The organism is Alphaproteobacteria bacterium (assembly GCA_019635875.1).
GTDB lineage: Bacteria > Pseudomonadota > Alphaproteobacteria > Reyranellales > Reyranellaceae > JAFAZJ01.
In genome coordinates this window covers 1,052,112-1,077,644 of sequence record JAHBYP010000001.1, presented here as the reverse complement: position 1 = coordinate 1,077,644, position 25,533 = coordinate 1,052,112, and the positions used below count along the sequence as shown (strand labels likewise).

Here is a 25,533-nt window from a genome sequence, read left to right as displayed (position 1 = left end):
GACTAAAAGTTCTCACGTATCCAACTGCCAATTCGCCCCAAGCGCCCGACCGGGGGCTCCGTCGTCTGGGCCGCCTGCTGCGGCTGGCTGATGGCCTGCTGGGCGGCGTGGACCAGCAGGCCGGCGCAGGCGGCATAGGCCGGGCCGCCGGTCGATTCCGCCAAGCCGGCGACGCGAATCGGACCGCCGATGCGCACCTTCTTCTTGAGGATGTCGGCGGCGACGTCGGCCAGCCCGTCGAGCTGGCTGGCGCCGCCGACGAGGACGGCGCGGCCACCGGCCAGGCGATCGACGCCGCTGGCCTCCAGCCGGCTGCGCACCAGCTCGAAGGTCTCCTCGATGCGCGGGCGGATGATGCCGACCAGGATGCTGCGCGGCACGTGGTTCGGCGTCGTGCGCTCCTGCTCGCCGATCAGTGGCACGTCGATGATGTCGTACTCGTCGTTGGGCTTGGCGCGGGCGCGGCCGATCAGGGTCTTCATGCGCTCGGCATCGGCGATCGGCGTCGACAGGCCGCGGGCGATGTCGCTGGTCACGTGCATGCCGCCGATCGGGATCGAATCGACGTGCACCAGGTGCCCGTCATAGAAAACGGCGATCGAGGTCGTGCCGCCGCCCATGTCGATCAGCGTGGCGCCGAGATTGCGTTCGTCGGACACCAGAGAGGCAAGTCCCGAGGCATAGGCCGAGACGACCCGGTCGGCGATGTCGAGATGGGCGCGCTTGATGCATATCGCGAGGTTGCGCATCGCGCCGGTGGCCGCCGTCACCAGATGGACCTGTCCGCCCAGCCGCTCGCCATACATGCCGCGCGGCTCGACCACCGCCGAGCCGTCGACGGTGTAGCCGATCGGCAGGGTGTGGATCAGGTCGCGGTCGGCGGTCTCCGCCGGCAAATGCACCTGCGACAGCAGGCGACGCACGTCGCGCTCGCCGATCTCGTGATTGCCGACCTGCACGTCGAGCTGCTGGTTGTGCGAGGCCGGCTGGCCGCCGCCGACGCCCACCAGCACCTCGCGCACGGTCTCGCCGCACATCTCCTCCGCCGCGCTGACCGCCGAGGAGATCGCCCGCGTGGCCGCCTCCATGTCGACGATGTTGCCGGAGCGCAGGCCGGTCGAGTGGTGCTGGCCGATACCGATGACGCGCAGGCCGGAGCCGTCAATCCGCGCCACGAAGCAGACGACCTTGCTGGTGCCGATGTCGAGCGCCGCGACGATACCGTTCCTCGCCTTGATCACTGTACTTACCCTTCAAGTCTTCTGGCCGGCGGGCTTGACGCCGCGCGGCTTGCCGTTGGGGGCGGGTGGCGTCGCCGGGGGCCTGGCGACGGGAGATCTCGCCGGACCGCCGGTCGCCGCCGGCGGTGATGGCGGTGGGGATTCGCGGCGCGGTCCGACCGACAGCAGGGGATCGGGCGCACCGGCACGGCGCAGGGTGATGCGATCGGGCAGCCGAAGGTCGATCACCGAGAGGTCGCGCGCCAACAATTGGTCGCTGCGGTCCAGCTCGAGGACGCGCTTGAGGGCCTCGCCCGCACCTTCTTCCGGCAGGCGGATCTGCAGATCGCCGTCGAGGATCAGGTTCCAGCGGCGCTGGCCGACGAAGACCGCGGCGCGCAACCTGTCGGCGATCGGCCTGGCGTCCTGCAGCAGCAGGAACAGCCCGGCCACCTGCTCGGGCGCACCCTCGCCCGCAAGCAACAGCCGCACCGAGCTTTCCGCCGGATCGACGGTGCGCACCCTGCGGCCAAAGCGGTCGATCAGGATGTACTCGGTGACGCTCCGGCCGTCGGTGCCGACGCTTGTCGACTGCCACAGCGCCACCGCCTGGCGCTCGCGCAGCGCGACATGAATGGTGTCGGGCCAGCGCCGCTCGACGGCCGCGTACTCGACCCACTCGATGCGCTCCAGCCGTTCGCGCGCGCCGTGCAGGTCGACGGTCAGCAGCGAATCGCCGCGGGCGGCGTTGAGCGCCTTCAAGACCGCGTCCTTGGTGACGTGCTTGCGGCCCTCGACGGTGACATCCTCGAGAGGAAACGGGGCGAAGCCGGTCACGCGATTGGCGATCCGCTCGACCCACGCCTTGCCGTCGTCGACGGCGCCGCTCTTCCACAGCGCGTAGCCGGCGATCGCACCGCCTCCCAGGGTCATGACGACGACGCCGAGGATGAGTGCGCTGCGCCACGAGATCCGCAGGGGAAGACGCCGGCGTGCGTTCTTGCGGCCGTGCGAAGGACGTGCCGTTCCGGGACGCGGCGCACCCGGTCGCCGCGCGGCGCCGCGACGCGGGCGGACATCGATGTCCTTGCCGAAGGGCGTGGTGGTTACGGCGGGCATCGCGCGTTCTCCACCATCCAGGCCACGAGTTGCGGGAACTCGATGCCGACCCACTTCGCCTGTTCCGGCGCCAGCGACAGCGGCGTCATGCCGGGCTGGGTGTTGAGCTCGAGAATCACCAGCCCGTCGGTGCCGGGCTGGCTGTCGTCCCAGCGGAAATCCGAGCGCGTCAGGCCCGCGCAACCCAGTGCGCGATGTGCCGACAGCGCCCAGTCCATCGCCAGATCGCGTACGGCATCGGGAATCGGTGCCGGCACGAGATGCTGGGTGACGCCGTCGGTATACTTTGCCTCGTAGTCGTAGAACGCCACGGTCGGGCGCAGCTCGGTCACGGCCAGCGCGCGATCACCCAGCACCGCCACCGTGAGCTCGCGGCCGGGCACGTAACGCTCGATCAGCACGCGTTCGCCGAACCTGGCCTCGGCCGACTCGACGACCGCGAGATTGTCGCCGTGGCGCACGATATGCACCCCGATGCTCGAGCCCTGGTCGATCGGTTTCACGACATAGGGCCTGGCCATCGGATCGCCCGTCAGCAGCGCGCGGCGCTCGATCACCATTCCGTCGGCGCAGCGCATGCCGAGCGACCTGAAGATGTGGCGCGACAGCGGCTTGTCCATCGCCACGGCCGAGGGCAGCACGGCGGAGTGGGTGTATGGCACACCCAGAATGGCGAGCACGCCCTGTATGCATCCATCCTCGCCCCACTTGCCGTGCAGCGCGTTGAATACAACCTCCGGGCCGCCACCCTCGGCCGGGCGCAGCGCCTCGATCAGCATCGGCAGGTCGCGCGTGACGTCGATCTCGGTCACGTCGTAGCCGGCGCTGCGCAGCCCGGCGGCGCATTCGCGGCCGGTGACCAGCGAGACCTCGCGCTCGGGCGACCAGCCGCCCTTGAGGACCGCGACGCGCTTACTCATGCCGGCGCTCCCGGCACCACCGGCATCGTGTCGAACTCGCCGATGCGCTTGATCTCCCAGTGCAGCGCCACGCCGCAGCGCTCGAAGACGCGACGCCGCACCTCCTCGCCCAGGGTTTCGATGTCGTGCGCGGTCGCGTCGCCGGTGTTGATCAGGAAGTTGCAGTGCTGCTCGGAGACCTGCGCGCCGCCGATCCTCAGGCCTCGGCAGCCGGCGCGGTCAATCAGTTCCCACGCCCTGTCGCCAGGCGGGTTGACGAAGGTCGAGCCGCCGGTGCGGCTGCGCGGCTGGCTTGCCTCTCGCGCCTGGTTGATCTCGACGATACGCGCGCCAATCGCGCCCTGATCGCCCGTGCGTCCGCGCAATGTCGCACTGACAAAGATCGCGTCGTCGGGTGCCATCGTGTGACGATAGGTGAAACCGAGCTCGGCAGCCGAGACCGTACGCCGCGCGCCGTCGCGATCGACCAGCTCGGCCGCCTCTACGACGTCCTTGATCTCGCCGCCGTAGGCGCCGGCATTCATGCGCAGCGCGCCGCCGATGGTGCCCGGCACGCCGCTGAGGAACTCCAGCCCAGCGATGCCGTGATCGCGCGCCGTCAGGGCGACGTTGAGATCGAGCGCACCGGCGCCGGCGATCAGCGCCGTGCCCTCGACCCGCACCTCGACGAAGCCGCGCAGCAGCCGGATCACCACGCCGCGCACGCCGCCGTCGCGCACCAGCAGGTTGGAGGCGACCCCGAGCACGGTCACTGGGATGTCGCGCGGCAGGGCGGCGAGGAAGGCCGCAAGATCCTCGACGTCGGCTGGCCGGAACAGCACGTCGGCCATGCCACCGACCCGAAACCAGGTGACCGCGGCGAGCGGCGCATCAGCCGTCAGCCGTCCCCGCACCTTGGGCAGGCGGTCGATCAGGTGTGGAGCGGAACGCGTGCCGGCCATCATGCGACCGACCCGGAATCGTTGGCGACCGCACGCGGCGCCTGCTGCGTCGCGATCTGCTGCAACTGGCCGGGCAGCGCGTGCGCCCAGGCGGTGATATTGCCGGCGCCGAGGCAGACCACCACGTCGCCGGGACGCGCGATGCTCCAGATCAGCGAGGGCAATTGCCCGGGACCGTCGAGCGCGAAGACCCGTTGGTGGCCTGCCCGGCCGATGCGCTCGACCAACATGTCACGATCGACACCGGCGATCGGTGCTTCGCCAGCCGCGTAGACGTCGGTGACCACAACGGCGTCGGCGTCGCCGAAGCAGCGCGCGAACTCGTCGCGCAGATCGCGCAGGCGCGTGTAGCGATGCGGCTGGACCACGGCGATCACCGCGCCCGAGCCGCCATAGGCCTGGCGTGCGGCGCGCAGCACGGCGGCGATCTCGACCGGGTGATGGCCGTAGTCGTCGATCACCGTGATGCCATGTGCCTCGCCGGTGCGGGTGAAGCGGCGGCGCACGCCGCTGAAGCCGGCGAGCCCACGCCGGATGGTCTCGTCGTCAATGCCCATCTCGTGTGCCACGGCGATGGCGGCAAGCGCGTTCTGCACGTTGTGCTGGCCGAACATCGGCAGGCGCAGGCCGCTCATCGTCGTCGACTCATTGGTCGCACGATTCTCGATCATCACGTCGAAATCGGCACCGTTGCGGTCAAGCCTCAGATTGAGCGCGCGCACATCGGCGCTGGCGCCCAGGCCGTAGGTGACGATCTTGCGGTCGGCGACGCGCGGGATGATCGCCTGCACCTCGGGATGATCGCTGCACAGCGCGGTGAAGCCGTAGAACGGGATGTTCTCGACGAAGCGCACGAAGGCGGCGCGCAGGGCGTCGAAGTCACCGTAGTGGTCGAGATGCTCCGGGTCGATGTTGGTGACGACCGCGATGGTCGCGGGCAGGCGCAGGAACGAGCCGTCGGACTCGTCGGATTCCACGACCATCCAGTCGCCCTGGCCAAGACGCGCGTTGGTGCCGTATGCGTTGATGATGCCGCCGTTGATCACCGTCGGATCGAGGTGCGCCGCGTCGAGCAGGGCGGCGATCATCGAGGTCGTCGTCGTCTTGCCGTGCGTGCCGCCGACCGCCACCGACCATTTCAGGCGCATGAGCTCGCCTAGCATCTCGGCGCGGCGCACGACGGGGGTGAAACGCGCGCGGGCGGCCAGCACCTCGGGATTGTCGGGCTTGACCGCCGAGGACACCACGACCACCTGCGCGGCGCCGACGTTCTCGGCGCGGTGGCCGATCATGATCTTCATGCCCAGCGAGGCGAGCCGCCTGCAGTTGGCGTTGTCGGCGAGGTCGCTGCCCTGGACCTTGTAGCCGAGATTGTGCAGCACCTCGGCGATGCCCGACATGCCGATTCCGCCGATGCCGACAAAATGGATGAGGCCGATGTTAAGAGGCAAGGCTCTCACTGGGACGCACTCCCGCTCATCACGCCGACGACTATGTCGGCCAAGCGCGACGCCGCGTCCGGGTGGCCAGCTTCGCGCGCGGCCCAGGCCATTCCCGCGAGGCGCCGCGGATCTGTGAACAATGTCACAAGATGCTGACGCAGGGCTTCCGCCGTGAAGGCCTCGTGCGGCAGCAGGATGGAAGCGCCCACCTCGTCGACCGCCAGGGCGTTCGCGCGTTGATGGTCCTCAGTTGCGTGGGGGAAGGGGATGAGGACCGATGGCCGACCCGAAGTCGTGAGTTCGGCCACCGTCGACGCCCCCGCCCTCGCGACAACGAGGTGGGCCCCGGCGAGGCGCGCCGGGAAGTCTCGGAAGAAGGGCGCGCATTCGGCATCGATGCCGCGCGCCGCGTAGAAGGATTGCACCCGCTCGAGATCCTCGGGTCGGCATTGCTGCGCCAGGCGCAGACGCTGCCGGAGGTCCTCGGGCAAGGAGGCGATCGCCTCGGGGATCACCGTGCTGAAGGAGGCCGCGCCCTGGCTGCCGCCGATCACCACCATGCGAATCGGACCATCGGCGCCGGGCGGCTCGTAGGGCACGTCGCGCAGAGTCCGCACCGCATCGCGCACGGGATTGCCAACGAGGTGGATGCGCGGATCGCCATTGGCGATGTGGCGCACCTTGCGGAACGAGGTAGCGATGGCGCGCGCGCCGGCGGAGACGACGCGGTTGGCACGGCCGAGCACGGCATTCTGCTCGTGCACCACGCGCGGCACGCCGCGGAAGCGCGCGGCCAGCAGTGTCGGCACCGAGGCGTAGCCGCCGAATCCGACCACGACGGCGGGCTTCACGCGGCCGATCACGCCGAAGGCCTCGGCCGTGCCCATCGCCAAGCCTAGCGTACTGGCGATGCGGCGCGCGACGCCGCCGGCAGCTGGGCTGCCGCCGTGCACGTGATGCACCGGGTGGCGCGCCAGCTCGCCCTGCCAGCGCTTGCCGCGATCGTCGGTGATCAGCGCCAGGCTGACGCCGCGCGCGGCGAGTTCGCCGGCCAGCGCCTCCGCCGGAAAGACATGGCCGCCCGTGCCGCCGGTGGCGAGAATGACAGGTTGGCCGCTCATGCTGCCTCTCCCAGGCCGGCGCGCTCGCGCGTGAGCGCCAGCAGCATGCCGACCGCGAGAGCCACGGAGATCGCCGACGAGCCGCCGTAGGAGATGAACGGCAGGGTCATGCCCTTGGCCGGCATGAGCTGGACGGTGGAGGCGAAATTGATCGCCGCCTGCAGCCCGAACTGGATGGCCAGCCCGCTTGCCGCCAGCATGATGAACAGGCTGGTCTCGCGCATCGAGCGCGACAGCGAACGCAGCACCACGAAGACGAACAGGGCTACGATGAACAGGCAGGTGATCAGGCCGAACTCCTCGCCCGCCACGGCCATGACGAAGTCGGTATGGGCGTCGGGCAGCAGGGCCTTCACCGTGCCCTCGCCCGGCCCTCGGCCGAACAATCCGCCGCTGCCGAAGGCCTCGAGCGACATGTTGACCTGGTAGTTGTCGCCGGAGTCTGGATAGATGAACCGATCGATGCGGCTCTGCACGTGCGGGAAGGACAGATAGGCGGCCATCATCGAGCCCATTGCGCCAATGACGCCGAAGCCGACCACCCAGATCGGCAGTCCGGCGAGGAAGAACTGAGCAGACCAGACCGCGGCCACGACGATCGTCATCCCGAGGTCGGGCTGGCCGATCAGCAGACCGATGACGAACAGGAACAGCACCGTCGACAGCAGATAGCCGGGAAAGGACGGGTTGAGCTTCTTCTGCGCGAAGAGCCAGGCCGAGATCACCGCGAGGCTCGGCTTGACGAACTCCGACGGCTGCATGGTGCCGAAGCCGGGCAGGGAAAGCCAGCGGCGGGCGCCCTTGATCTCCGTGCCGATGGCGAAGGTGCCGATCAGCCCGATCAGGCTGGCGACGAAGACCAGCAGCGCCAGGCGCCTGACCATGCGCGGCGAGGCCATCGAGGCGACCAGCAGCACGCCCAGCGCCAGCGGCAGGAACATCAGCTGGCGGCGCACGAAATGGAACGACTCGACCGGAATGCGCTCGGCGGCTGGCGGCGACGCCGCCATGGTCATCATGATGCCCAGCGCCATGATCACCAGGATCGCGCCCAGGGTCCAGCGATCGACCGTCCACCACCAGCGGCCGACGACGGAGGTATCGTTGCGCGAGACCGTGATCATGCGGCCGCCCCCGTCTCGACAACGGCGCCCGGCAGAGCGCGCGCCATGGTTCGGAAGGCATCGCCGCGTGCCTCGAAATTCGGCCACTGGTCGTAGGACGCGCAGGCCGGCGACAGCAGCACCACGGCGCCGGGGCGATGCTCGCGCTGCGCCATGGCGTGCGCCTGGTCGAGGGCGGTGCGCAGGTCGCCCGAGCAGGTAAAGGGAACGCGGCCCTCGAGCGTGGCGGCGAACGGCCCGCTCGAGGCGCCGACAAGGAAGGCGTGCACCACGCGCGAGAACCACGGCGCCAGCGGCGCGATTCCCTCGGCCTTGGCCGTGCCGCCGACGATCCAGTAGATCGTTTCGTAGGCGGCGAGCGCCTTCTCGGTTGCATCGGCGTTGGTCGCTTTGCTGTCGTTGATGTAGACAACATCGCCCACGACGGCGACACGCTCCTGGCGATGCGCGAGGCCAGGGTAGGTGCGCAGTCCCCGCTCCACCACCGGCGCCGACAGGCCCAGCGCCCGGCAGGCCGCCCAGGCGGCGGCGGCGTTCTGCCAATTATGCGCGCCGGGCAGGGTCCTGATGCCCCGCAGGTCGGTCGAGGCGCCGTCACCGGCATCGCGCAGAATGCCGTCGACGACCGTCACACCCGCTGGCGCATCGCCCTTCACCGCGATGCCGATGGTCCGGCGCAGGCCAGCGAGCCGGATAGCCTCGAACCTCGACGCATCGTCGTCGACGCCGACCACCGCCACATCGGTCGGCCGCTGATTGTCGAATATGTGGCGCTTGGCGGCAATGTAGCCCTGAAGGTCGCCATGGCGATCGATGTGGTCGGGCGTGATGTTCAGCCAGATGGCAACGTCGAAGCGCAGGCTGGGCACCAGCTCAAGCTGAAAAGAGGACATTTCCAGCACGTAGACGCCGCCGGCGCCCAACGGCCGGAAATCAAGCGCTGCCGGGCCGAGATTGCCACCGATCTCGCAGTCGATGCCCGCCATGCGCAGGATGTGGCCAACCAGGGCCGTCGTCGTCGACTTGCCGTTGGTGCCGGTGATGCCGACGAAGCGCGCCTTCGAGCCGCTCAACGCCAGCAGCTCGATGTCGCCGATCAACGGCACGCCCGCGGCCCTGGCCGCGGCGGCCGCCGGATGCGGCGCCGGGTAGGAATGCGGGATGCCCGGGCTCAGCACTAGGCCGGTGATGCCGGACCAGTCCATGCCGACGGGGTCGGCGACGCGCACGCCCTGCGCCGCCAGCGCCTCGCGCCTGGCCGGGTTGTCGTCCCACGCCGTGAACTCGATCCCCGCCGCCTTCAACGCGCGTGATGCCGCAAGGCCGCTGCGGGCGAGCCCGAGCACCACGAAGCGCGATCCGCGAAGGGCGGAGAGGTCGATCATCGGCGGATCACCTCAGCTTCAGCGTGGCCAGCCCGGCCATCGCCAGGATGGTCGCGATGATCCAGAAGCGGATGACGATGGTCGGCTCGGCCCAGCCTTTCTTCTCGAAGTGATGGTGCAACGGCGCCATGCGGAAGACGCGCTTGCCGGTGAGCTTGAACGACAGCACCTGGACGATCACCGACACGGTCTCGAGCACGAACAGGCCGCCGACGATTCCCAGCACGATCTCGTGCTTGATGATCACGGCGATGGCGCCCAACGCCCCGCCCATGGCAAGCGAGCCGGTGTCACCCATGAAGACCATGGCCGGCGGCGCGTTGAACCACAGGAAGCCCAGCCCGCCGCCGATCAGCGCGGCGCAGATCACCGCCAGCTCGCCGGAGCCGGGGATGCCATGCAGTTGCAGGTAATTGGTGTAGACCGAATGGCCGACGAAGTAGCTGATGATGCCGAATACGCCGGTGGCAATGATGACAGGCACGATCGCCAGGCCGTCGAGGCCGTCGGTGAGGTTCACCGCGTTGGAGGCACCGACGATCACCAGCACGGCGAAGACGAAGAAGCCGACGATGCCCAGCGGCACCAGCACGTTCTTGAGGAACGGCAGCGCCAGCTGATAGCGCAGCGGCTGCGGCGACACCTGGGCGATGAAGGCCACCGCCAGCACGGCGAAGAGGACCGAAACCGCCAGCTTCAACCAGCCGGGCAGGCCCGTCGTGTTGCGCTTGGTGACCTTGAGAAAATCGTCGAGGAAGCCGATCGCGCCGAAGCCCAGCGTGATCAGCAGCACGATCCAGACATAGCGGTTGCGCAGGTCGGCCCACAGCAGGGTGGCGATGGTGAGCGAGATCAGGATGAGGAAGCCGCCCATGGTGGGCGTGCCCTTCTTGGTCAGCAGATGGCCTTCCGGCCCGTCCTCGCGGATCGGCTGGCCCTTGCCCTGGCGGCTGCGCAGCCAGGCGATCAGCCGGCCGCCGATCAGGAAAGACAGCAACAGCGCGGTCATGAAGGCGCCACCGGTACGGAACGTGATGTACCGGAAGAGATTCATCGGCGTGAACTGGTCCGCCAGCGGCGCCAGGAGATGAAACAGCACGTCCGTTCAGCCCTTTCCCGATCCGCCCGTCACCGCGCCCATCGCCAGGATGGCGTCGACGACCACCTTCATCTTCGAGCCCAGCGAGCCCTTGACCGCCACAACGTCGCCGGCGCGCAGCCCTTCGACCACGCGCTGCGCCAACCGCGCCGAATCGGCCGCATGGACCGCGCGCAGCGGAGCCGGCAGTGCCGCCCGCAGCTTCTCCATGTTCGGCCCGCAGGTGTACACCTGCGACACGCCGGCCGCCCCGATGTCGGGCGCCAGCCCGACATGCGCTGCCTCGGCAGCGGCGCCGAGTTCCAGCATGTCGCCCAGCACCAGAACGCGGCGGCCACCGGGGCCGGGCGTCGCCATCGCGAGGTTCGTCAGCATGGCGCGCACCGCGATCGGGCTGGCGTTGTAGCTCTCGTCGATCAGCTCGATATCGCCGCCGCCCAGCGCAACCCGCCGGCGCGCGCCGCGCCCGGCCGGCGGCGAGACGCCGGAGAGCGCCGCCGCCGCGGCCGGCACGTCGGCGCCCAGCGCCTCGACCGCGGCCAGCACGGCGAGGCTGTTGCGCGCCCAGTGCAGGCCCGGCGCGCCGACGCGATAGCGAAGTTCGCCGCCCAGTACCAGCGCCGCAACGTCGCTGCCGTTCGCATCTGTTCCACAGGCGGTCAGGCGCACATCGGCTGCGGCATCCTCGCCGAAGCTGATGATCCGCCTGATGCCATGGCCGCGCGCGATGGTCGCCAGTGCGTCAAAATGCGGGGAGTCCCGCTCCAGGATGGCCGTGCCACCATTCGCGCCGGCGAAAATCTGACCCTTCTCGCGCACAATGGCGTCGATCGTGCCGAAATGCTCGATATGTACTGGCTGGACCGTGGTGATGACGGCGACATCGGCGTGCACCAGGCGCGCCAGCGGCTCGATCTCACCGGGATGGTTGGTGCCGACCTCGAAGATGCCGAAGCGCGCGTCGACCGGCAGGCGGGCCAGCGTCAGCGGCACGCCGATGTGGTTGTTGAAGCTCGCCGCCGCCGCGTGCGTCGCGCCTTGACGCGACAGAACATGGCGCAGCGCATCCTTGGTGCTGGTCTTGCCGACGCTGCCGGTGATCGCAATCGCCCTGGCCGACGAGCGTGCGCGCGCCGCGAATCCCATCGCCGCCAGGCCCTTCAGCGAGTCCGCGACGCGCAGCAGCGGCCCGCCGGCGCCTTCGACAGTCATCCTCGGGTCGTCGACCAGCGCCGCGGCGGCGCCGCGCTCGAACGCAGCCGGGACGAAGGCGTGCCCGTCACGCTCGCCGCGCAGGGCGACAAAAAGATCGCCGCGCTCCAGCATGCGTGTATCGATGGCGATGCCGCTGGCGAGCCACGCCGGCCCCAGCGCGACACCGCCGGTGGCCGATTGCGCGTCGGCGACGGACCAAAGCGGCAGCTTGACGAAACCGACGCTCATGCCGCGGCTCCTTCGGCGCGCCCGCCCAAGAGCTCGCGCACCACCTCGGCGTCGTCGAAGGGATGCGTGACGTCGCCGATGGTCTGGCCGCGCTCGTGACCCTTGCCGGCGACGACGACGAGGTCGTCGGCACTGCGCGCAGCGTCGAGCGCGGCGGTGATCGCCGCCCGACGGCCGTCCGACACCTCACGCACGTGACCTGCGCCCGCCGGCACGCCTCGCATGATCTCGCGGCGAATGTCGGCCGGCACCTCGCCACGCGGATTGTCGTCAGTGACGAAGACGTCGTCGGCGAGCCGCGCAGCGATGCCGCCCATGATCGGCCGTTTGGCGCGATCGCGATCGCCGCCGCAGCCGAACACCACGATCAGCCGGCCGCGCGTGAACGGCCGCATGGTGCGCAGCACGATCTCCAGAGCGTCGGGCTTGTGCGCGTAATCGACATAGACCGCTGCGCCCGAGCGCGCGCGGCCGACCAGCTCCAGCCGTCCCGGCGCACCACGCAGGCCGGTCAACGTCGCCACGGCTCGATCGGCATCTTCGCCCGCGGCAACCACCAGCCCCAACGCGGCAAGCGCATTGGCCGCCATGAAATCACCGATCAGCGGCAGCTCGATCGTGTGAGACCGGCCGAAGAGCGAGAGCGTCAGCGATTGACCCCGTGCCGACGGCCGCGCCTGCTCGAGCTTCAGCTCGCGGCCCTGCAGGCCATAGGTCCAGACCCGCACGCCGCGCCGCCCGCAGATCCCGGACAACGCAGCGGCGCGATCGGAGTCGGCGTTGATCACCGCGGTGCCGTCGCGCGCCAGCAGGTCGGTGAACAGGCGCGTCTTGGCGGCGAAGTACGCGTCCATCGTCGCATGGTAGTCGAGATGCTCGTGCGTGAGGTTGGTGAACGCCGCCGCGCGCAGGCTTACGCCGTCGAGACGAAACTGGTCGAGGCCGTGGCTCGACGCCTCCATCGCGACACGTTCGACGCCGGCGCGCTTGAGGCGCGCGAGATCGGCGTGCAGCGCCACCGGATCGGGTGTGGTCAGGCCCGGCGGCCGGTTGAGCGCCGGCGAAACGATGCCCAGCGTGCCGACGCTGGCGGCCGGTTGACCCAGCGACGTCCAGATCTGGCGCGCGAAATCGGCGGTGGAAGTCTTGCCGTTGGTGCCGGTGACGGCGACGACCGTCGAGGGCTGCGGTCCAGCGAATACGACGGCGATTCGCGCCAGGGTGCGGCGCGGCTCATCTTGACGCAGCACGACGATGCCGTCGGGCACGCCTTCGAGCATAGCGTCGCGGGCGGCGAGGATGGCGACTGCACCCGAGCGCACGGCCTGCGCGGCAAAGCGCGCGCCGTCGACCTTGCTACCTGGTAGCGCGGCGAAGAGATAGCCCGGCTTGACCGCGCGCGAGTCCGCCGTGACGCCGGCGATCTCGCGATCCGAGTCGCGGTCGAGGCCGATCGGCAGGAGCGCGCTCAATCGCACGTCAGCGGCCTCCCGGCTTCGGCGCGGCGCCGAGAATCTGGTCGATGGTCGTGCCGGCGGTCCTCGCCGCAACGGGCTTGCCCGTCGCCGGCGGCAAAGTCGTCGTCGCGGCCTCGCGCGCCGCTACGGCGTCGGCTGCGGCCATGGCCCTGGCGGCCGCGGCCGGATCGACCGGCGGGATGCCATACAGTACGGTGATGCGCTCGATAATGGCCTTTACCGACGGCGCAGCCACCCAACCTCCCGTGGCGTAACCACCAGTCTCCTTGGTGCCCTTGGGTTCGTCGATCGACACCATCACGACGTATCGTGGCGAGCGCATCGGAAATGCGCCGACGAAGGAGCTGATCAGTGCCTTCTCGCGATAGCCGGACTTGCCGGGCTTTTCGGCCGTGCCGGTCTTGCCGCCGACCTCGTAGCCGGGCACGTCGGCCGACTTGCCGGTGCCATCAGACACCACCAGCCGCAGCAGGTCCCGCATGTGCTGCGAGGTCCCTGGCTTGATGACCCGGACGCCGGCCTCCGCCGCGCGCGGCTCGTCGCGCTTCAGCAGGGTCGGCGGGTAGTAGATGCCGCCATTGATCATTGCAGCCGTTCCCGACACGACGTGCAAGGGCGTCACCGACATGCCGTGCCCGAAGGCGATGGTCAGCAGGTTGATCTTGCGCCAGTTCCTTGGATAGAGCGGCCGGCCGATCTCGGGCAACTCGATTGGCACCGCCTTGAGGAAGCCGATCTTGTCGAAGAAGGCGCGCTGGCCCTCGACGCCAACCTCCAGCGCCATCTTCGCCGAGCCGATGTTGGACGAATACTTGAAGACGTCCGACACGCTCATCACGCGGCGCTGGCCATGATAGTCGTTGATGGTGAAGCGGTCGATCTTGATCGGCTCGCGCGCGTCGAAGGCCGAGGCCGGCGTGAAGCGGCCGCTGTCGAGCACCATTGCGGTGTTGAAGATCTTGAATGTCGAGCCTTGCTCGTAGACGCCCAGGGTCGAGCGGTTGAACAGCGCCTCGGACGAGATCGTACGGTGGTGGTTGGGGTCGTAGGCCGGCAACGAGGCCAGCGCCAGGATCTCGCCGGTATTGACGTCCATGACGGCCGCGGTGGCACCGATCGCCGAGAACCTCTGCATCGCCCGCGCCAGCTCCTGCTCGACGAAGCGCTGCAGGCGCATGTCGATCGACAGGGTCAGTTTCTCGCCCAGGCGCAGGCGCTGGTCGAAGGTCTTCTCGATGCCGGCGACGCCGGTGTTGTCGATGTCGGTGTATCCCAGGATATGCGGCGCCACCGCGCCCTGCGGGAAGATTCGCCGCTCCTGGTTCTGGAACTCGAATCCGGGCAGGCCCAGCCGGTTGACCGCGTCCTGCTCGCGCGGGCTGAGCGCGCGCTTGACCCAGACCCAGCTCTTGCCGGATTCGAGCTTCTCGCGGATGTCGTCCGGCTTGAACTCCGGCAGCACGCCGGCGATCTTGCGTGAGGCTTCCTCGACGTCGATCACCTGGCGCGGGTTGACGAACAGCGAGGCGACCGGCAACGAGGTCGCCAGCACCACGCCGTTGCGATCGACAATCTCGGCGCGCTCGGCCCGCACCGTGTTACCGGCGACCGCCGTGCCCGGGCCACCGCCCTCGCCGGCCTCGCGGAGCAACGAGACATGCGCCATCCGCAGCGCGATGGCGGCGAACAGCACGGCGAACAGCGCACCAGCGACCGACAGGCGCGAGCGGGCGACCTCAAGCGCATCGCGCGGCGCGGCGGCCGGGCGGCGGGGGACGGACAGCTGGTCTTCGGCCGGGGGCGTCTCGACGTCGTCGGCCGGACGGCGGCGCCAGAGCCGCGCAATCACTGACGTCCTCCGGCGGCCGGCCGCGCCGCAGGTGGTGGGGGGGGCGCGTCATCGTCGTCGATGCCCGATGTCACCGGCTCGTCGACCAATGGCTTGGCCGGCAAAGGAGCGGAGGCTGGCGTTTTCACGCCAGCCTCCTTTCGCGCCGCGGCGGGGCGAGGGATCGCCGACGCTGAGGGGGCGTCGGCCTTTGAGGGGGCGTCCGACCCGGATTTTCCGGTGTCTGTGGCGATCGCCCCGCCCGCGCGCCGCGGCGGAATCTGGCCGATGCTGCCGATCTGGCGCATCGTGATGGGTTGCAGACGAATGTACCTGGCGTTGAGCGCCTCGATGCGATTGACCGCGCCGAGATGCGCCCACTCCACGCGCAGGATATTGGTCACGCGCTGGTTCTCGACGATCTCCCGGTTGAGCGCCTCGAGGCGCTCCTCCAGCCGCCGCTCGTGATACTTCACGACGAACAGGCCGATACCGGTGAGGATCGCTGCCACAATCCAGAAGAGGATGCCGCGGTTGATCATGCCGCCGCTCCAACTCTCTCGCCGACGCGCAACTTGGCCGAGCGGGCGCGTGGATTGCGTGCGACCTCCGCGTCGCCGGGCTCGATCGGCCGGCGGGTGACGAGCCGCCAGCCGGGTCGCCGCGGATCGGCACGGCGCGGATCAGGCAGATGGCGCGACGGACGCGGCCCTTCCTCGGCACGACCGCGCAGGAAGCCCTTCACCATGCGGTCCTCCAGCGAATGGAACGAGACGACCGCGAGACGGCCGCCCGGCGCCAGCACGCGCTCGGCGGCGGCCAGACCGCGCTCGAGCTCGCCCAACTCGTCGTTCACGTGGATGCGCAGCGCCTGGAAGGTGCGCGTTGCCGGATCGATGGCCGCGCGCGATGCCGCCGGACCCAGCGCGCGACGCACGATGTCGGCGAGCTGGCCGGTGCGCTCGATGCGGTCGGCCTTGCGCGCGCTGACGATGGCGCGCGCGACGCGGCGTGACTGGCGCTCCTCGCCGTAGCGGTAGATGAGGTCGGCGAGCTCGCGTTCGTCGGCGTTGTTGACCACGTCGGCGGCCGACGCGCCGCTGGCCGACATGCGCATGTCGAGCGGTCCGTCGAAGCGGAACGAGAAGCCGCGCTCGGCACTGTCGATCTGCATCGACGACACGCCGAGATCGAGCGCCACGCCATCGATTGTCCCGGGCGCGACGTCGTTGGCTGCAAGCAGGGTGTCGAGATCGCCGAAGCGGCCCTCGATCAGCCGCAGGCGGCCGGGGTACTCCGCGACGAGAACCCGGCCGGCATCGATCGCGGTGGGGTCGCGATCGATGCCGTACACGCGGCAGGCGGCGGCGCCCAGCAATGCGCGGGTATACCCACCTGCGCCGAAGGTGCCGTCGACGAAGAGCGCGTCATCGCGCGGCAGCAAGGCCGCGACGACCTCCTCGACCAGGACGGGGACATGGGTCGCGCTCATCACCCACCCCCGGGAAGCGGCACGACGCGGCGGCCGGCGATGCGGGCCATGAAGCGCTCGCGCTCGTGCTCGGACTGTGCGGCCCAGGCTGCGGCGGCCCATACCTGGAAATACGAGTTGCGGCCGACAAAGGCGAGCTGGCCGGGCTTCTCGCCGCCGCCGTTGACTCCCAGCGCCGACCACAGCGTCGCCGGCAGCGACAGGCGGCCTTCGCTATCGAACGTCACATCGATCGCCACGCTCGAGAGATAGGCTGCGTCGTTGTCGCCCTCGACGAACAGCTCTGTCTCCAGCGTGCCGGCCCGCGCCTCGCTGTCGCTACGCAGTTTGGCCATCAGCTGGCCGAAGCCGCCCTTGCCGCGCGCGTCGACCGCCGGGTGGGTCAGGGACGGGAAGGCGATGAAACCGTCGAGCCCATCGTTGCTGAGGTGGGCGCGCCAAGCGGCCGGGACGGATACGCGCCCCTTGCCGTCCACCTTCATCAGGTATGTGGATAGGAACATGTCCCATCCCCCATGCGCCCGGTCTTTGAGCCCCCTCCGCCCCACGCGGAACCGGTGGCATCCCCTGCCGACTTCAGCGGCTTACGGGATATCATGGGATATCACGGGAAGCTACGGACGTCAAACCTTAGGACAGGCAAAAATGGCCGTCTGGAGAATGGGTTAGCCTCAACCCTGGAGTGAATGGCCCTCCCGCTAATAGCGCGCTGGCATGCTATGGCCCTCTATCTGCTGCAGATGGCGCCAACTGAAATACACATTGAGCATGGACGCAATGCGCCCCCTGAATTGAATCACGGTTCGTTCGATGCGTCGAGTGGCTATGCCACGACCGAGGATGTCAGTGGGTGGCGAGACGAGGATGACCTTCGGCCGCAAGCCGCGTTGCCGAAGTGTCATCCTGCGCACTCAGGCCGGTACTATTGGTGGCGAGAATGCCGAGCGCCCCGTCGACCCTCAGGACTGGCGAGTTCGTCGTTTTCTTCCCAGGCAACGCCACCGGGGCATCCCTCGTCATTCGATGCGAGCGGAGGCGCGCGTGGTACTCAAGGCGGCGCGCTGCCCCGCGTCGAATCAGCGGGGCGTGGTCGCTGCGCCGATGCCGGCGCCGACGGCGCCGCCGATGAGTGCACCGCCGACGACAGAGAGTCCGCCGGTCGCGGCGCCCACCACCGCGCCGGCGGCGGCGCCGATGCCGCCGCCCGTCACGGCGCGCTGTCCCCAAGTGTTGCCGCACGCCGAGAGCAGCAGCGACACCGCGACGACAGCCGGCACGACCCTGAGGCCGACAGGAAATTTGGTCATCGTCTCATCTCCACCTTTGCCTTTGGGATGGCCGCGCGCCGACCACCCGAACTTCAGCACGCTGGAACGCGTGCGTGGCGACAATATGGCCGCCGCCAACCGCCCGACGGCGGTTATCCGCTACGTTCTTGAAGCACCGGCGCATGATATCACGCTTGCCGCCGACATAATCATTGAACGAAAATCCGCAGCGTCGCCGCATAATGGCGAATGAGCGCGGGAGAGCGCCATGACCGCACCGATCGTAAAGGTGATCGACCTCGCCTGGGGCCGCCTGCGCGCGCCCGACCTCGATGCGATGGAGGAGTTCCTCACGCATTTTGGCATGGTACGGTCGGCACGGACCGATACCGCGCTGTACATGCGCGGCTCCGACGCGCCGCACCACATACACGTCACCGAGAAGGGTGACCCGAGATTCGTCGGCTTCGCCTATCACGCGCGCAGCGAGGACGATCTCGCCAGGCTCGCCGCCCTGCCCGGCGCCTCCGGCGTCGAGACCATCGACGAGCCTGGCGGTGGCAGGCGTGTGCGGCTGCGCGAGCCCAACGGCTACCAGATCGAGGTCGTGCACGGCGTCGCCGAGCTCCCGCCGATCGCCGTGCCGCGCGATCCGTCCAACAGCGGCGACGAGCCGCTGCGCCGCAAAGGTCGGCTGATGAGGCTGTCGAAATCGCCCACCATGATCAAGCGCATCGGCCATGGCGTGATGGGCACACCCAGGGTCGAGGAGACCGTGAAGTGGTTCCGTGACACGCTGGGTTTCGTCCGCTCCGACGACGTCTATGCCGGCGCGCCCGACAACGTCATCGGCTCGTTCAACCGTCTCGACCGTGGCGCGGAGCATGTCGACCACCACGTCTTCTTCTGCATCCGCCACGAGAAGACGGGGCTGAACCACCTCTCCTTCGAGGTGCCTGACATCGACGCGGTGATGCAGGACCACGCGTATCTCAAGGGCCTGGGCAAGTACGAGCACATGTGGGGCATCGGCCGCCACACGCTGGGCAGCCAGGTCTACGACTACTGGAGCGATCCCTGGGGCCGAATGCATGAGCGCTGGGCCGACACCGATCGGCTCAATGTCGCCAATGGCGGTAATCTACTAAGCGTTGAGCAAGGCTTTGTTTCGCAGTGGGGCGAGAATCCGCCGGAGAGGTTCCTGACGAACATCCAGCCGTAGCGGCTGCGCGAGGGGGAGAATAGCGATGACCCGTACGATGCGCCTGATTGCGCTGGCCGTGATCGCGGTAGCGGCCCTTTGCGGGCCCGCCACCGCGCAGAGCCCGCAGGAAGCGGCCGACTGGCTCAGGGGGCTAGGCATCAAGCTGAACTCCAAGGACGCAACGCCGGAACTGGTGCAGATCGCGACATCGGTCGACTTCAACGGATTGGCACGCGACAAGACTCTGGTTCCCGCCGACCTCGCCAAGCTCAAGGCATTTCCAAAGCTCGCCGACGTGGGCCTCGGCAACAGGGCGGGTACGGATGCGGCGGTCGCCGTTCTGGTCAAGACGGTACCGAAGCTGCGGCGCCTGAGCGTGCACTTCTCGGCGATAACCGACACGGCACTCGCCCAGATCGGCACTCTGGACGAGCTTACCGACCTCAAGATGTTCAACACCAAGGTCACGGCGGCGGGCATGGCGCATGTCGCCAAGCTCAAGAAGCTGCAGAACCTCGACGTCAGCAGCACCGAGATCGGCGACGCCGGGCTCGAGGCGATCAGGGGCCTGCCGGCGCTGCGCAGCCTGTGGTTCAACTCGATGAAGGGCGTGACGCGCAAAGGCATGGCGGCGATCGCCGCCATGCCGGCGCTGCGCCACCTGGTGATCCAGTTCGCCGAGATCAACGAGGAGATCGAGGAACTGGCCAAGGCGCCGGTGCTCGAGGACGTCACCTTCATGGCCAGCAAGCTCGACGACGCCGGCGGCCAGCATCTCGGCAAGATGAAGAACCTGCGCCGCCTGTTCGTGTGGAAGACCAAGATCAGCGACAAGTCGATGCCGGCGATCGGCAGCTTGGCGAAGCTTGAGACGATCTACCTCAACGACACGCCGATCACCGACGCCGGGCTCAAGGCACTGGCCGCCAACAGGGAGCTGCAGACCCTGTGGCTCGACAACACGGCGATCACCGACGCCGGACTGCCGCCGCTCGCCGCCCTGCCCAAGCTGTCGTGGATCAAGCTCGACGGCACCAAGGTCACCGATGCCGGCATGACCACCCTGTCGAAATTCGGCGCGCTGCGCTCGGTGGGCGTCGCCTCGACAAGCGTCGGCGATGCCGGCTTCAAGGCCCTGCTGGAGATCAAGACCGTGACCTCGATCACGGCTTCGAAATCGCAAGTCAGCGACGGCGCCGTGGCGGCGGCGAAGACGAGCCACCCCAAGGTGCGCGTCAGCAAATAGGCTCGGGCAAGGCGTCAGACGGCCTGTAAGCCGGGTTCTGTTCCCGCCCCGCCGGCCAAAGCCTTGGGGCGTTCGACGACCATTCCTCTGGGGCGCCCGTCACCGGACGCCTCGCGCGACCGACCCGGACGGCGACGCGGAAACGCGTTGCGGCCGGTTGCCCGGCCTGTGCCATCCCTATTTGGTCTTGCTCCCGGTGGGGTTTGCCGTGCCGCTTCCGTTGCCGGTCGCGCGGTGCGCCCTTACCGCACCCTTTCACCCTTGCCACGGGCCGAGGCCCGTTCGGCGGTCTGCTCTCTGTGGCACTTTCCCTGGGGTCGCCCCCGCCGGCCGTTAGCCGGCACCGTGTTTCCGTGGAGCCCGGACTTTCCTCGACGCGGTATCCCTCGCGGGGCCGCGCCGCGGCCGTCCAGCCGTCTGACAGCCTCCAGCTAGGCCCGCGCCTGCGCCGCGTCAAGCGCGCGCGCCAGCGCCAGGCACTCGGCGTCGGCGCGGCCATCGATCCGCGCCGGCCTGAAGCGCCGCTGGAAGGCGACGAGGATGTCGGCGGGGCTGACATCGACAATTTCACTGAAGCCAGCGTCGTCGTCGCCGTCGACATAGGCGAAGCGACCGTCGCGCGTGCCATAGCGATGCGGTGGCGGATAGCCGATGCGCCGCAGGACGGCGAGCAGGCCAGCCTCGTCAACCATGCCCGCGGCCGGCGACGGCGTTGGCCAGAGGCCAATGCCCGCCTCCGACAGCGCGCGCCAGAAGAACCGGCCGCCCGGGTCGTCCTTGCGCCCGGGCGCGATGTCGGAATGGCCGACCACGTTGCGCGCGGCGATGCCGGGATGGCGCTCGAGGATGCCGCGACAGAGGCCGATCACCGCGTCGCGTTGCCCCGCGGGATAGTCGTGGACGTTGCCGTCCATGTTGACGATCTCGATGCCGATCGAGGTCTCGTTCAGTGCCCGCGCATCACCCCACCAAGAAAGGCCGGCGTGCCAGGCGACGCGCTCCTCGGCGACGAGCCGATAGATGTCGCCGTTGACGTCGACGACGTAGTGGGCGCTGACACGGCCGAAGCGCAGCAGGTCCAGCGACACGTCGAGCGGCTGCGCGGTGTGATGCAGCACGAGATGCGCGACCGGCGCCTCACGCGGTCCATGGTTGTTCGAGGGTGCTTCGATCATCGCACGAGCCTAGCGCGCCGGCTCGGCCTCGGCGAGACGGCGCAGCGTGCTGCGCGCGGGCCGCTCGATCACGATATGCAGGGCGAAGGCGGCGACCAGCGACAGCGTGATCATAGCGCCGAAGAACAGCCAGCCCGCTGCCGTTCCGACGACCAGCCCGAGCCGGTCGAAGGCCCACCACAGGCTTTCGAAGACCAGCCAGTGCACAACGTAGAGCGCATAGGACGCCGCACCGACCATCCGTAGCGCCCGACTTGACAGCAGGACGGCCAGCCTGCCCCGGCCCGCGGCCACGCCGCCGATCACACCGGCGGCCAGCACGATCAGGAGATGATCGAGCCACAGAGCCGGGCCGAAGGCAGCCATCGCCGCGATCGCCAGCAACGCGCACAGGCCGGCGAGCAGCCCCGCGGACGCCGGCGCGCAGTCGGTCTGATGCCAGCAGCGCCACATGAGGACCCCGGCGAGGAACTCCGCCGCGACGCGCGCGCCGCCATGGGCCGCCGCGGTATGCAGCGACGGCAGGCCGTTGAGGTGCGTGTATAGCGTGTGTGCCGCCACGCTCAGCAGCACCAACGCCAGGCAGATGAGCGGCGAACGCAGCCGCACCGCGGCAGCGAGCGCCAGCGGCAGCAGCAGCGAGGCCGCCCACTCGTAGCTGAGGCTCCAGCCCGGCGGATTGATGCGCTCGGGATCGGCCCAGCCCCAGCTCTGCATCAGCAGCGCGTAGAGCGACCACAGACCCGGATCGTCGGCAAGGCGCAGGCCGCCGCCGCCCAGTCCGCTCCAGCTTCCGATCTCGGCCTTGAGCGCGAACAGCGCCAGCACGGCCAGCCAGACCGGCCAAAGCCGCGCCACGCGCCGGTACAGATAGCGCGCATAGAAGGGCATGCCGTCGCGGGCGAAGACCGGGGCATAGACATGCGCCAGCACGAAGCCGGAAAGGACGAAGAACAGGTCGACGCCGAGATAGCCGTGACGGATCACCGGCGGCGCGACGCCCGTGAAGGCGGTGGCGTGGAAGGCCACGACCCACAGCGCCGCCAGCGCCCGCAGCCCGTCGAGCGCCGGCAGATAGGTCATTGCGTGTCGGTGGATCCGCCTGGCAGCGCAGCGCGAGCTCTGTCGTAGGCGGCGTTGATCGCAGCGAACTTGCGATTGGCGAGCTGGATCGCCTCCGCCGGCAGGCCGCGCGCCATCAGGCGGTCGGGATGGTACTCGAGCGCCAGCTGGCGATGGGCGCGCTTGAGCTCCTCCGCGTCGGCGTCGGGCATGACGCCGAGAATCGCCCAGGGATCGTCGCGCAGCTCGACGCCGGCGGCGGCGAAGGCGCGGCGCAGGCGCACCTCCCCCATGCCGAAGATCGCCGCAACGACGCGCAGATACTCGACCTCGGGCGGCGAGGCCGAACCATCGGCGCCGGCGATCAGGCACAGTCCGACAAGAACCTGCTCCAGCACGTGGGGATCGTCGGGAAACAGGCCGGCGACCTGGCGCGCATAGGTCTCGAAGCCGTACGTGTCGCGCTGGGCGACGTCGAAGAAGCGGCCGACGTTCTCGACCTCCTCCGGCGGCACGTGGAAGAACGAGCGGAAGGCGTCGATCTCGCGCCGCGTCACCTGGCCGTCGACCCGCGCCAGCTTGGCGCCCAGCGCAATCACACCGATGGTGAAGGCGATCTGCTGCGTCGCCTCGGGCGGCCCCTCTGTCTCAGCGTCGGCAGAGTCGAGACTCCGTCCGCCGGCCCCGAGAAGCGTGCCGATCGGTCCCCCAATCACGATGCCGGCGGTGCCGCCGAGAATCTTGCCCCAGATGCTCATCGGCGCACCTCTAACCGGAGTGCGGCCGACACACAACCTGATGCCGTCACATTCGAGCCACAGTCCCGCTCGGCGGCAACGCGGCGAGCGTCCGCGCGTTGAACCCCGCCGGCCGGAGACCGACCCGACTCCATGCCTCTTCAGTGACGTGCCCATCGTCGACGGAGCGGACCATGACCGAGGCCTACACCTTCGGCATCGAGGAAGAATACTTCCTGATCCGCCGCGACAGTCTGGCGCCGGTGCGCCGCATGCCCCGGCCGTTCTTTGCCGCCTGCCGCGCCGCGCTGGGCGAGCGCGTCACAGTCGAGCTCCTGCAGTCGCAGATCGAGGTGATGACGCCGGTGTGCCGCACGCCGGACGAGGCGCTGGCCCACCTCAGCGCCTCCCGCGCGGCGATCGACGCGGCCGGCCGCCGCTTCGGCCTGTCGATCCTGGCGGCCGGCACCAACCCGCTGGGCGAGTGGCGCGAGCAGGTGCCGACGGACAAGCGGCGCTACGCGGCGCTGGGTCGCGACCTCGGCATGCTGGCCCAGCGCAACATGCTGTGCGGCATGCATGTGCATGTGCAGCTGCCCAACGCCGACCGACGCGTCGATGTCATGACGCGACTGATCCCCTACCTGCCGCAGCTTCTGGCGCTCAGCACGTCTTCGCCGTTCTGGAACCGCCAGCGTTCCGGGCTGAAGGGCTATCGCCTAGCCGCCTACGACGAGTTGCCGCGCACCGGCCTGCCGCCGGCCTTCGCCAGCCAGGCGCACTACGACACCTACATCGCTGCCTTGGTGGGTGCCGGCGTCATTCCCGATTCGAGCTTCACCTGGTGGGGGGCGCGGCCGTCGCTGAAGCACCCGACGCTGGAGCTGCGCATCGCCGATTGCTGCACCTCCGTCGGCGACGGCGTGGCCATCGCCTCGCTCTACCGCGCGCTGGCCAAGCGGATTGTCGAACGGCCGGGCCCGCCGGTGGCGGTCGACGCCACCCGCTACGCGCTGATCGAGGAGAACAAGTGGCGCGCCCAGCGCTACGGCCTGGACTGCGAGATGATCGATCCGTTCACGCTCGAACCGATCGACGCGCGCACCGTGATCGCGCGGCTGGTCGAGGAGGTGATGCCCGAGGCCGAGATTCTGGACTGCGCCGCCTCGGTGCGCTCGACACTGGGCATCCTCTCGCGCGGCACCAGCGCCGATCGGCAGCTCGACATCTACCAGGGCGCGCGGCACGACGCGCCGCGCGCCGAATCGCTGCGCGCAGTCGTGCGCTGGCTCGTGGCGGCGACGATCGATACCCCCGAGCGGGCCGCCTTGCACCACGACGCCGAAGCGGTGCCGGCCTGATCGGCTGCAGACGACGGCGGCCCCGGTCAGTCCGCCGCCTTCTTGTTGAGAATGGCGAAACGGTCCTTGGGATTCTTCTCGCGCGCGGCGGCGCCGTAGGTGCCGCGCTCGATGCGCCCGGGGATCGTCATCATGTAGTTCTTGAAGGCGATCTCGATCGCCTGGCGCTGGCCCTGGGCGTCAAGCGTGTCGTTGACCGATCGCTTGGCCATGCGCAGCGAGAAAGGATCGTGCACGGCGATGCTCCGCGCCAGCGCCATGGTCTCGCTCTCCAGCACCTCGCGCCCGACCACGCGGTTGACCAGGCCCATGCGCTCGGCGTCGGCCGCGGTGAAGAACTCGCCGGTGAAGATGTATTCCTTGGCCTTGCGCGGCCCGAGATCCCACGGCATCGAGAAATACTGCACATGCGCGCCGCCCCATCTGATGGCGCGGTCGGCGAACAGCGCGTCCTCGCTGGCGACGATCAGATCGCAGGACGAGGCGAGCATCAGCCCGCCCATGATGCAGTAGCCCTGGACCTGCGCGATGGTAGGCTTGGGCACGTCGCGCCAGCGCAACGTGATGTCGAGGAAGAGCTCGGAGAGGCGCTGGTACTCGCCGGCGAAGCCGGGATCGACCGGGTGTTGCTTCGCGTCCTCAATCTCCTCCGGACTGCCGAGGTCGTGGCCGGCAGAGAAGTGCTTGCCGGCGCCGGCGACGATGATCACCCGCACGCCCTTGTCGTCGGCGGCGCGTTTGAAGGCGGCGTCGAGCTCGTGCAGCATCACCCGGCTTTGCGCATTGAGCACGTGCGGGCGGTTGGTGGTGATGCGCAGCACGTTGTCGAAGCGCTCCCAGGTCAGCGTCCTGTAAGCAGCCATCGTCT

At 69.1% G+C, this 25,533-nt stretch carries 24 protein-coding genes and 1 other RNA gene; 4 read left to right on the top strand and 21 right to left on the bottom strand.

Going from position 1 to position 25,533, the window contains the following annotated elements:
- Positions 1 to 2: 2 nt before the first annotated feature.
- From ftsA to KF889_05350, 16 genes are all read right to left on the bottom strand, one after another.
- Positions 3 to 1,241 (bottom strand): cell division protein FtsA, encoded by a 1,239-nt coding sequence (ftsA, locus tag KF889_05425; protein ID MBX3498865.1) that lies wholly within the window; start codon positions 1,239 to 1,241, stop codon positions 3 to 5.
- A 12-nt stretch (positions 1,242 to 1,253) separates the two neighbouring features.
- Positions 1,254 to 2,339, bottom strand: coding sequence for an FtsQ-type POTRA domain-containing protein (locus KF889_05420; protein MBX3498864.1), 1,086 nt, complete (start codon positions 2,337 to 2,339; stop codon positions 1,254 to 1,256).
- Positions 2,327 to 3,259, bottom strand: coding sequence for a D-alanine--D-alanine ligase (locus KF889_05415; protein ID MBX3498863.1), 933 nt, complete (start codon positions 3,257 to 3,259; stop codon positions 2,327 to 2,329). The genes KF889_05420 and KF889_05415 overlap by 13 nt, the downstream gene beginning before the upstream one ends.
- Complete coding sequence (murB, locus tag KF889_05410; GenBank protein MBX3498862.1) at positions 3,256 to 4,203, bottom strand: UDP-N-acetylmuramate dehydrogenase; 948 nt, start codon at positions 4,201 to 4,203, stop codon at positions 3,256 to 3,258. The genes KF889_05415 and murB overlap by 4 nt, the downstream gene beginning before the upstream one ends.
- On the bottom strand, positions 4,200 to 5,660 hold the full coding sequence (locus KF889_05405) for a UDP-N-acetylmuramate--L-alanine ligase (GenBank protein ID MBX3498861.1): 1,461 nt from the start codon (positions 5,658 to 5,660) through the stop codon (positions 4,200 to 4,202). The genes murB and KF889_05405 overlap by 4 nt, the downstream gene beginning before the upstream one ends.
- Positions 5,657 to 6,763 carry an undecaprenyldiphospho-muramoylpentapeptide beta-N-acetylglucosaminyltransferase gene (gene murG, locus KF889_05400; protein MBX3498860.1) on the bottom strand — a complete coding sequence of 369 codons (1,107 nt, stop codon included), beginning with the start codon at positions 6,761 to 6,763 and terminating at the stop codon, positions 5,657 to 5,659. Before murG ends, KF889_05405 begins: the two co-directional genes overlap by 4 nt.
- Positions 6,760 to 7,887 carry a cell division protein FtsW gene (locus KF889_05395; protein ID MBX3498859.1) on the bottom strand — a complete coding sequence of 376 codons (1,128 nt, stop codon included), beginning with the start codon at positions 7,885 to 7,887 and terminating at the stop codon, positions 6,760 to 6,762. The genes murG and KF889_05395 overlap by 4 nt, the downstream gene beginning before the upstream one ends.
- Positions 7,884 to 9,272 carry a UDP-N-acetylmuramoyl-L-alanine--D-glutamate ligase gene (locus tag KF889_05390; protein MBX3498858.1) on the bottom strand — a complete coding sequence of 463 codons (1,389 nt, stop codon included), beginning with the start codon at positions 9,270 to 9,272 and terminating at the stop codon, positions 7,884 to 7,886. The genes KF889_05395 and KF889_05390 overlap by 4 nt, the downstream gene beginning before the upstream one ends.
- Positions 9,273 to 9,279: 7 nt before the next feature.
- Positions 9,280 to 10,371, bottom strand: a complete 1,092-nt coding sequence (mraY, locus tag KF889_05385; protein ID MBX3498857.1) for a phospho-N-acetylmuramoyl-pentapeptide-transferase — start codon at positions 10,369 to 10,371, stop codon at positions 9,280 to 9,282.
- Between the two features lie 6 nt (positions 10,372 to 10,377).
- Complete coding sequence (gene murF / locus KF889_05380) at positions 10,378 to 11,814, bottom strand: UDP-N-acetylmuramoyl-tripeptide--D-alanyl-D-alanine ligase (protein MBX3498856.1); 1,437 nt, start codon at positions 11,812 to 11,814, stop codon at positions 10,378 to 10,380.
- Positions 11,811 to 13,268, bottom strand: a complete 1,458-nt coding sequence (locus KF889_05375; GenBank protein ID MBX3498855.1) for a UDP-N-acetylmuramoyl-L-alanyl-D-glutamate--2,6-diaminopimelate ligase — start codon at positions 13,266 to 13,268, stop codon at positions 11,811 to 11,813. Before KF889_05375 ends, murF begins: the two co-directional genes overlap by 4 nt.
- Positions 13,269 to 13,293: 25 nt before the next feature.
- Entirely contained in the window at positions 13,294 to 15,141 is a 1,848-nt protein-coding gene (locus KF889_05370; protein MBX3498854.1) for a penicillin-binding protein 2, read from the bottom strand.
- Positions 15,138 to 15,662: a hypothetical protein gene (locus tag KF889_05365; GenBank protein ID MBX3498853.1), complete on the bottom strand. Its 525-nt coding sequence runs from the start codon at positions 15,660 to 15,662 to the stop codon at positions 15,138 to 15,140. The genes KF889_05370 and KF889_05365 overlap by 4 nt, the downstream gene beginning before the upstream one ends.
- Entirely contained in the window at positions 15,659 to 16,612 is a 954-nt protein-coding gene (gene rsmH / locus KF889_05360) for a 16S rRNA (cytosine(1402)-N(4))-methyltransferase RsmH (protein MBX3498852.1), read from the bottom strand. The genes KF889_05365 and rsmH overlap by 4 nt, the downstream gene beginning before the upstream one ends.
- Positions 16,612 to 17,115, bottom strand: coding sequence for a hypothetical protein (locus KF889_05355; protein MBX3498851.1), 504 nt, complete (start codon positions 17,113 to 17,115; stop codon positions 16,612 to 16,614). Before KF889_05355 ends, rsmH begins: the two co-directional genes overlap by 1 nt.
- Before the next feature lie 573 nt (positions 17,116 to 17,688).
- A complete protein-coding gene (locus KF889_05350) occupies positions 17,689 to 17,919 on the bottom strand; it encodes a hypothetical protein (GenBank protein ID MBX3498850.1) in 231 nt (76 codons plus the stop codon).
- Here KF889_05350 and KF889_05345 point away from each other — a divergent pair.
- The 3 genes from KF889_05345 to KF889_05335 are packed head-to-tail and all read left to right on the top strand — an operon-like array spanning position 17,912 to position 20,330.
- Positions 17,912 to 18,133, top strand: a complete 222-nt coding sequence (locus KF889_05345; protein ID MBX3498849.1) for a hypothetical protein — start codon at positions 17,912 to 17,914, stop codon at positions 18,131 to 18,133. The two genes, KF889_05350 and KF889_05345, sit on opposite strands and share 8 nt — an antisense overlap.
- Before the next feature lie 15 nt (positions 18,134 to 18,148).
- On the top strand, positions 18,149 to 19,102 hold the full coding sequence (locus KF889_05340; GenBank protein MBX3498848.1) for a VOC family protein: 954 nt from the start codon (positions 18,149 to 18,151) through the stop codon (positions 19,100 to 19,102).
- Between the two features lie 25 nt (positions 19,103 to 19,127).
- Positions 19,128 to 20,330, top strand: a complete 1,203-nt coding sequence (locus tag KF889_05335) for a hypothetical protein (protein MBX3498847.1) — start codon at positions 19,128 to 19,130, stop codon at positions 20,328 to 20,330.
- Positions 20,331 to 20,340: 10 nt separating this feature from the next.
- Here KF889_05335 and rnpB read toward each other — a convergent pair.
- From rnpB to KF889_05315, 4 genes are all read right to left on the bottom strand, one after another.
- Positions 20,341 to 20,751, bottom strand: an RNA gene (gene rnpB / locus KF889_05330) — RNase P RNA component class A.
- A gap of 10 nt (positions 20,752 to 20,761) precedes the next feature.
- Complete coding sequence (locus tag KF889_05325) at positions 20,762 to 21,505, bottom strand: N-acetylmuramoyl-L-alanine amidase (GenBank protein ID MBX3498846.1); 744 nt, start codon at positions 21,503 to 21,505, stop codon at positions 20,762 to 20,764.
- 9 nt (positions 21,506 to 21,514) lie between these two features.
- Positions 21,515 to 22,588 (bottom strand): acyltransferase, encoded by a 1,074-nt coding sequence (locus KF889_05320; GenBank protein MBX3498845.1) that lies wholly within the window; start codon positions 22,586 to 22,588, stop codon positions 21,515 to 21,517.
- Positions 22,585 to 23,325 (bottom strand): TerB family tellurite resistance protein, encoded by a 741-nt coding sequence (locus KF889_05315; protein MBX3498844.1) that lies wholly within the window; start codon positions 23,323 to 23,325, stop codon positions 22,585 to 22,587. Before KF889_05315 ends, KF889_05320 begins: the two co-directional genes overlap by 4 nt.
- A gap of 173 nt (positions 23,326 to 23,498) precedes the next feature.
- On the opposite strand from KF889_05315, the gene KF889_05310 reads away from it, so the two are divergent.
- The gene (locus KF889_05310; protein ID MBX3498843.1) at positions 23,499 to 24,665 is read left to right on the top strand and encodes a carboxylate-amine ligase; all 1,167 of its coding nucleotides are present in this window, start codon (positions 23,499 to 23,501) and stop codon (positions 24,663 to 24,665) included.
- 26 nt (positions 24,666 to 24,691) lie between these two features.
- Here KF889_05310 and KF889_05305 read toward each other — a convergent pair whose 3' ends face one another.
- On the bottom strand, positions 24,692 to 25,528 hold the full coding sequence (locus tag KF889_05305) for an enoyl-CoA hydratase (GenBank protein ID MBX3498842.1): 837 nt from the start codon (positions 25,526 to 25,528) through the stop codon (positions 24,692 to 24,694).
- Positions 25,529 to 25,533 lie beyond the last annotated feature (5 nt).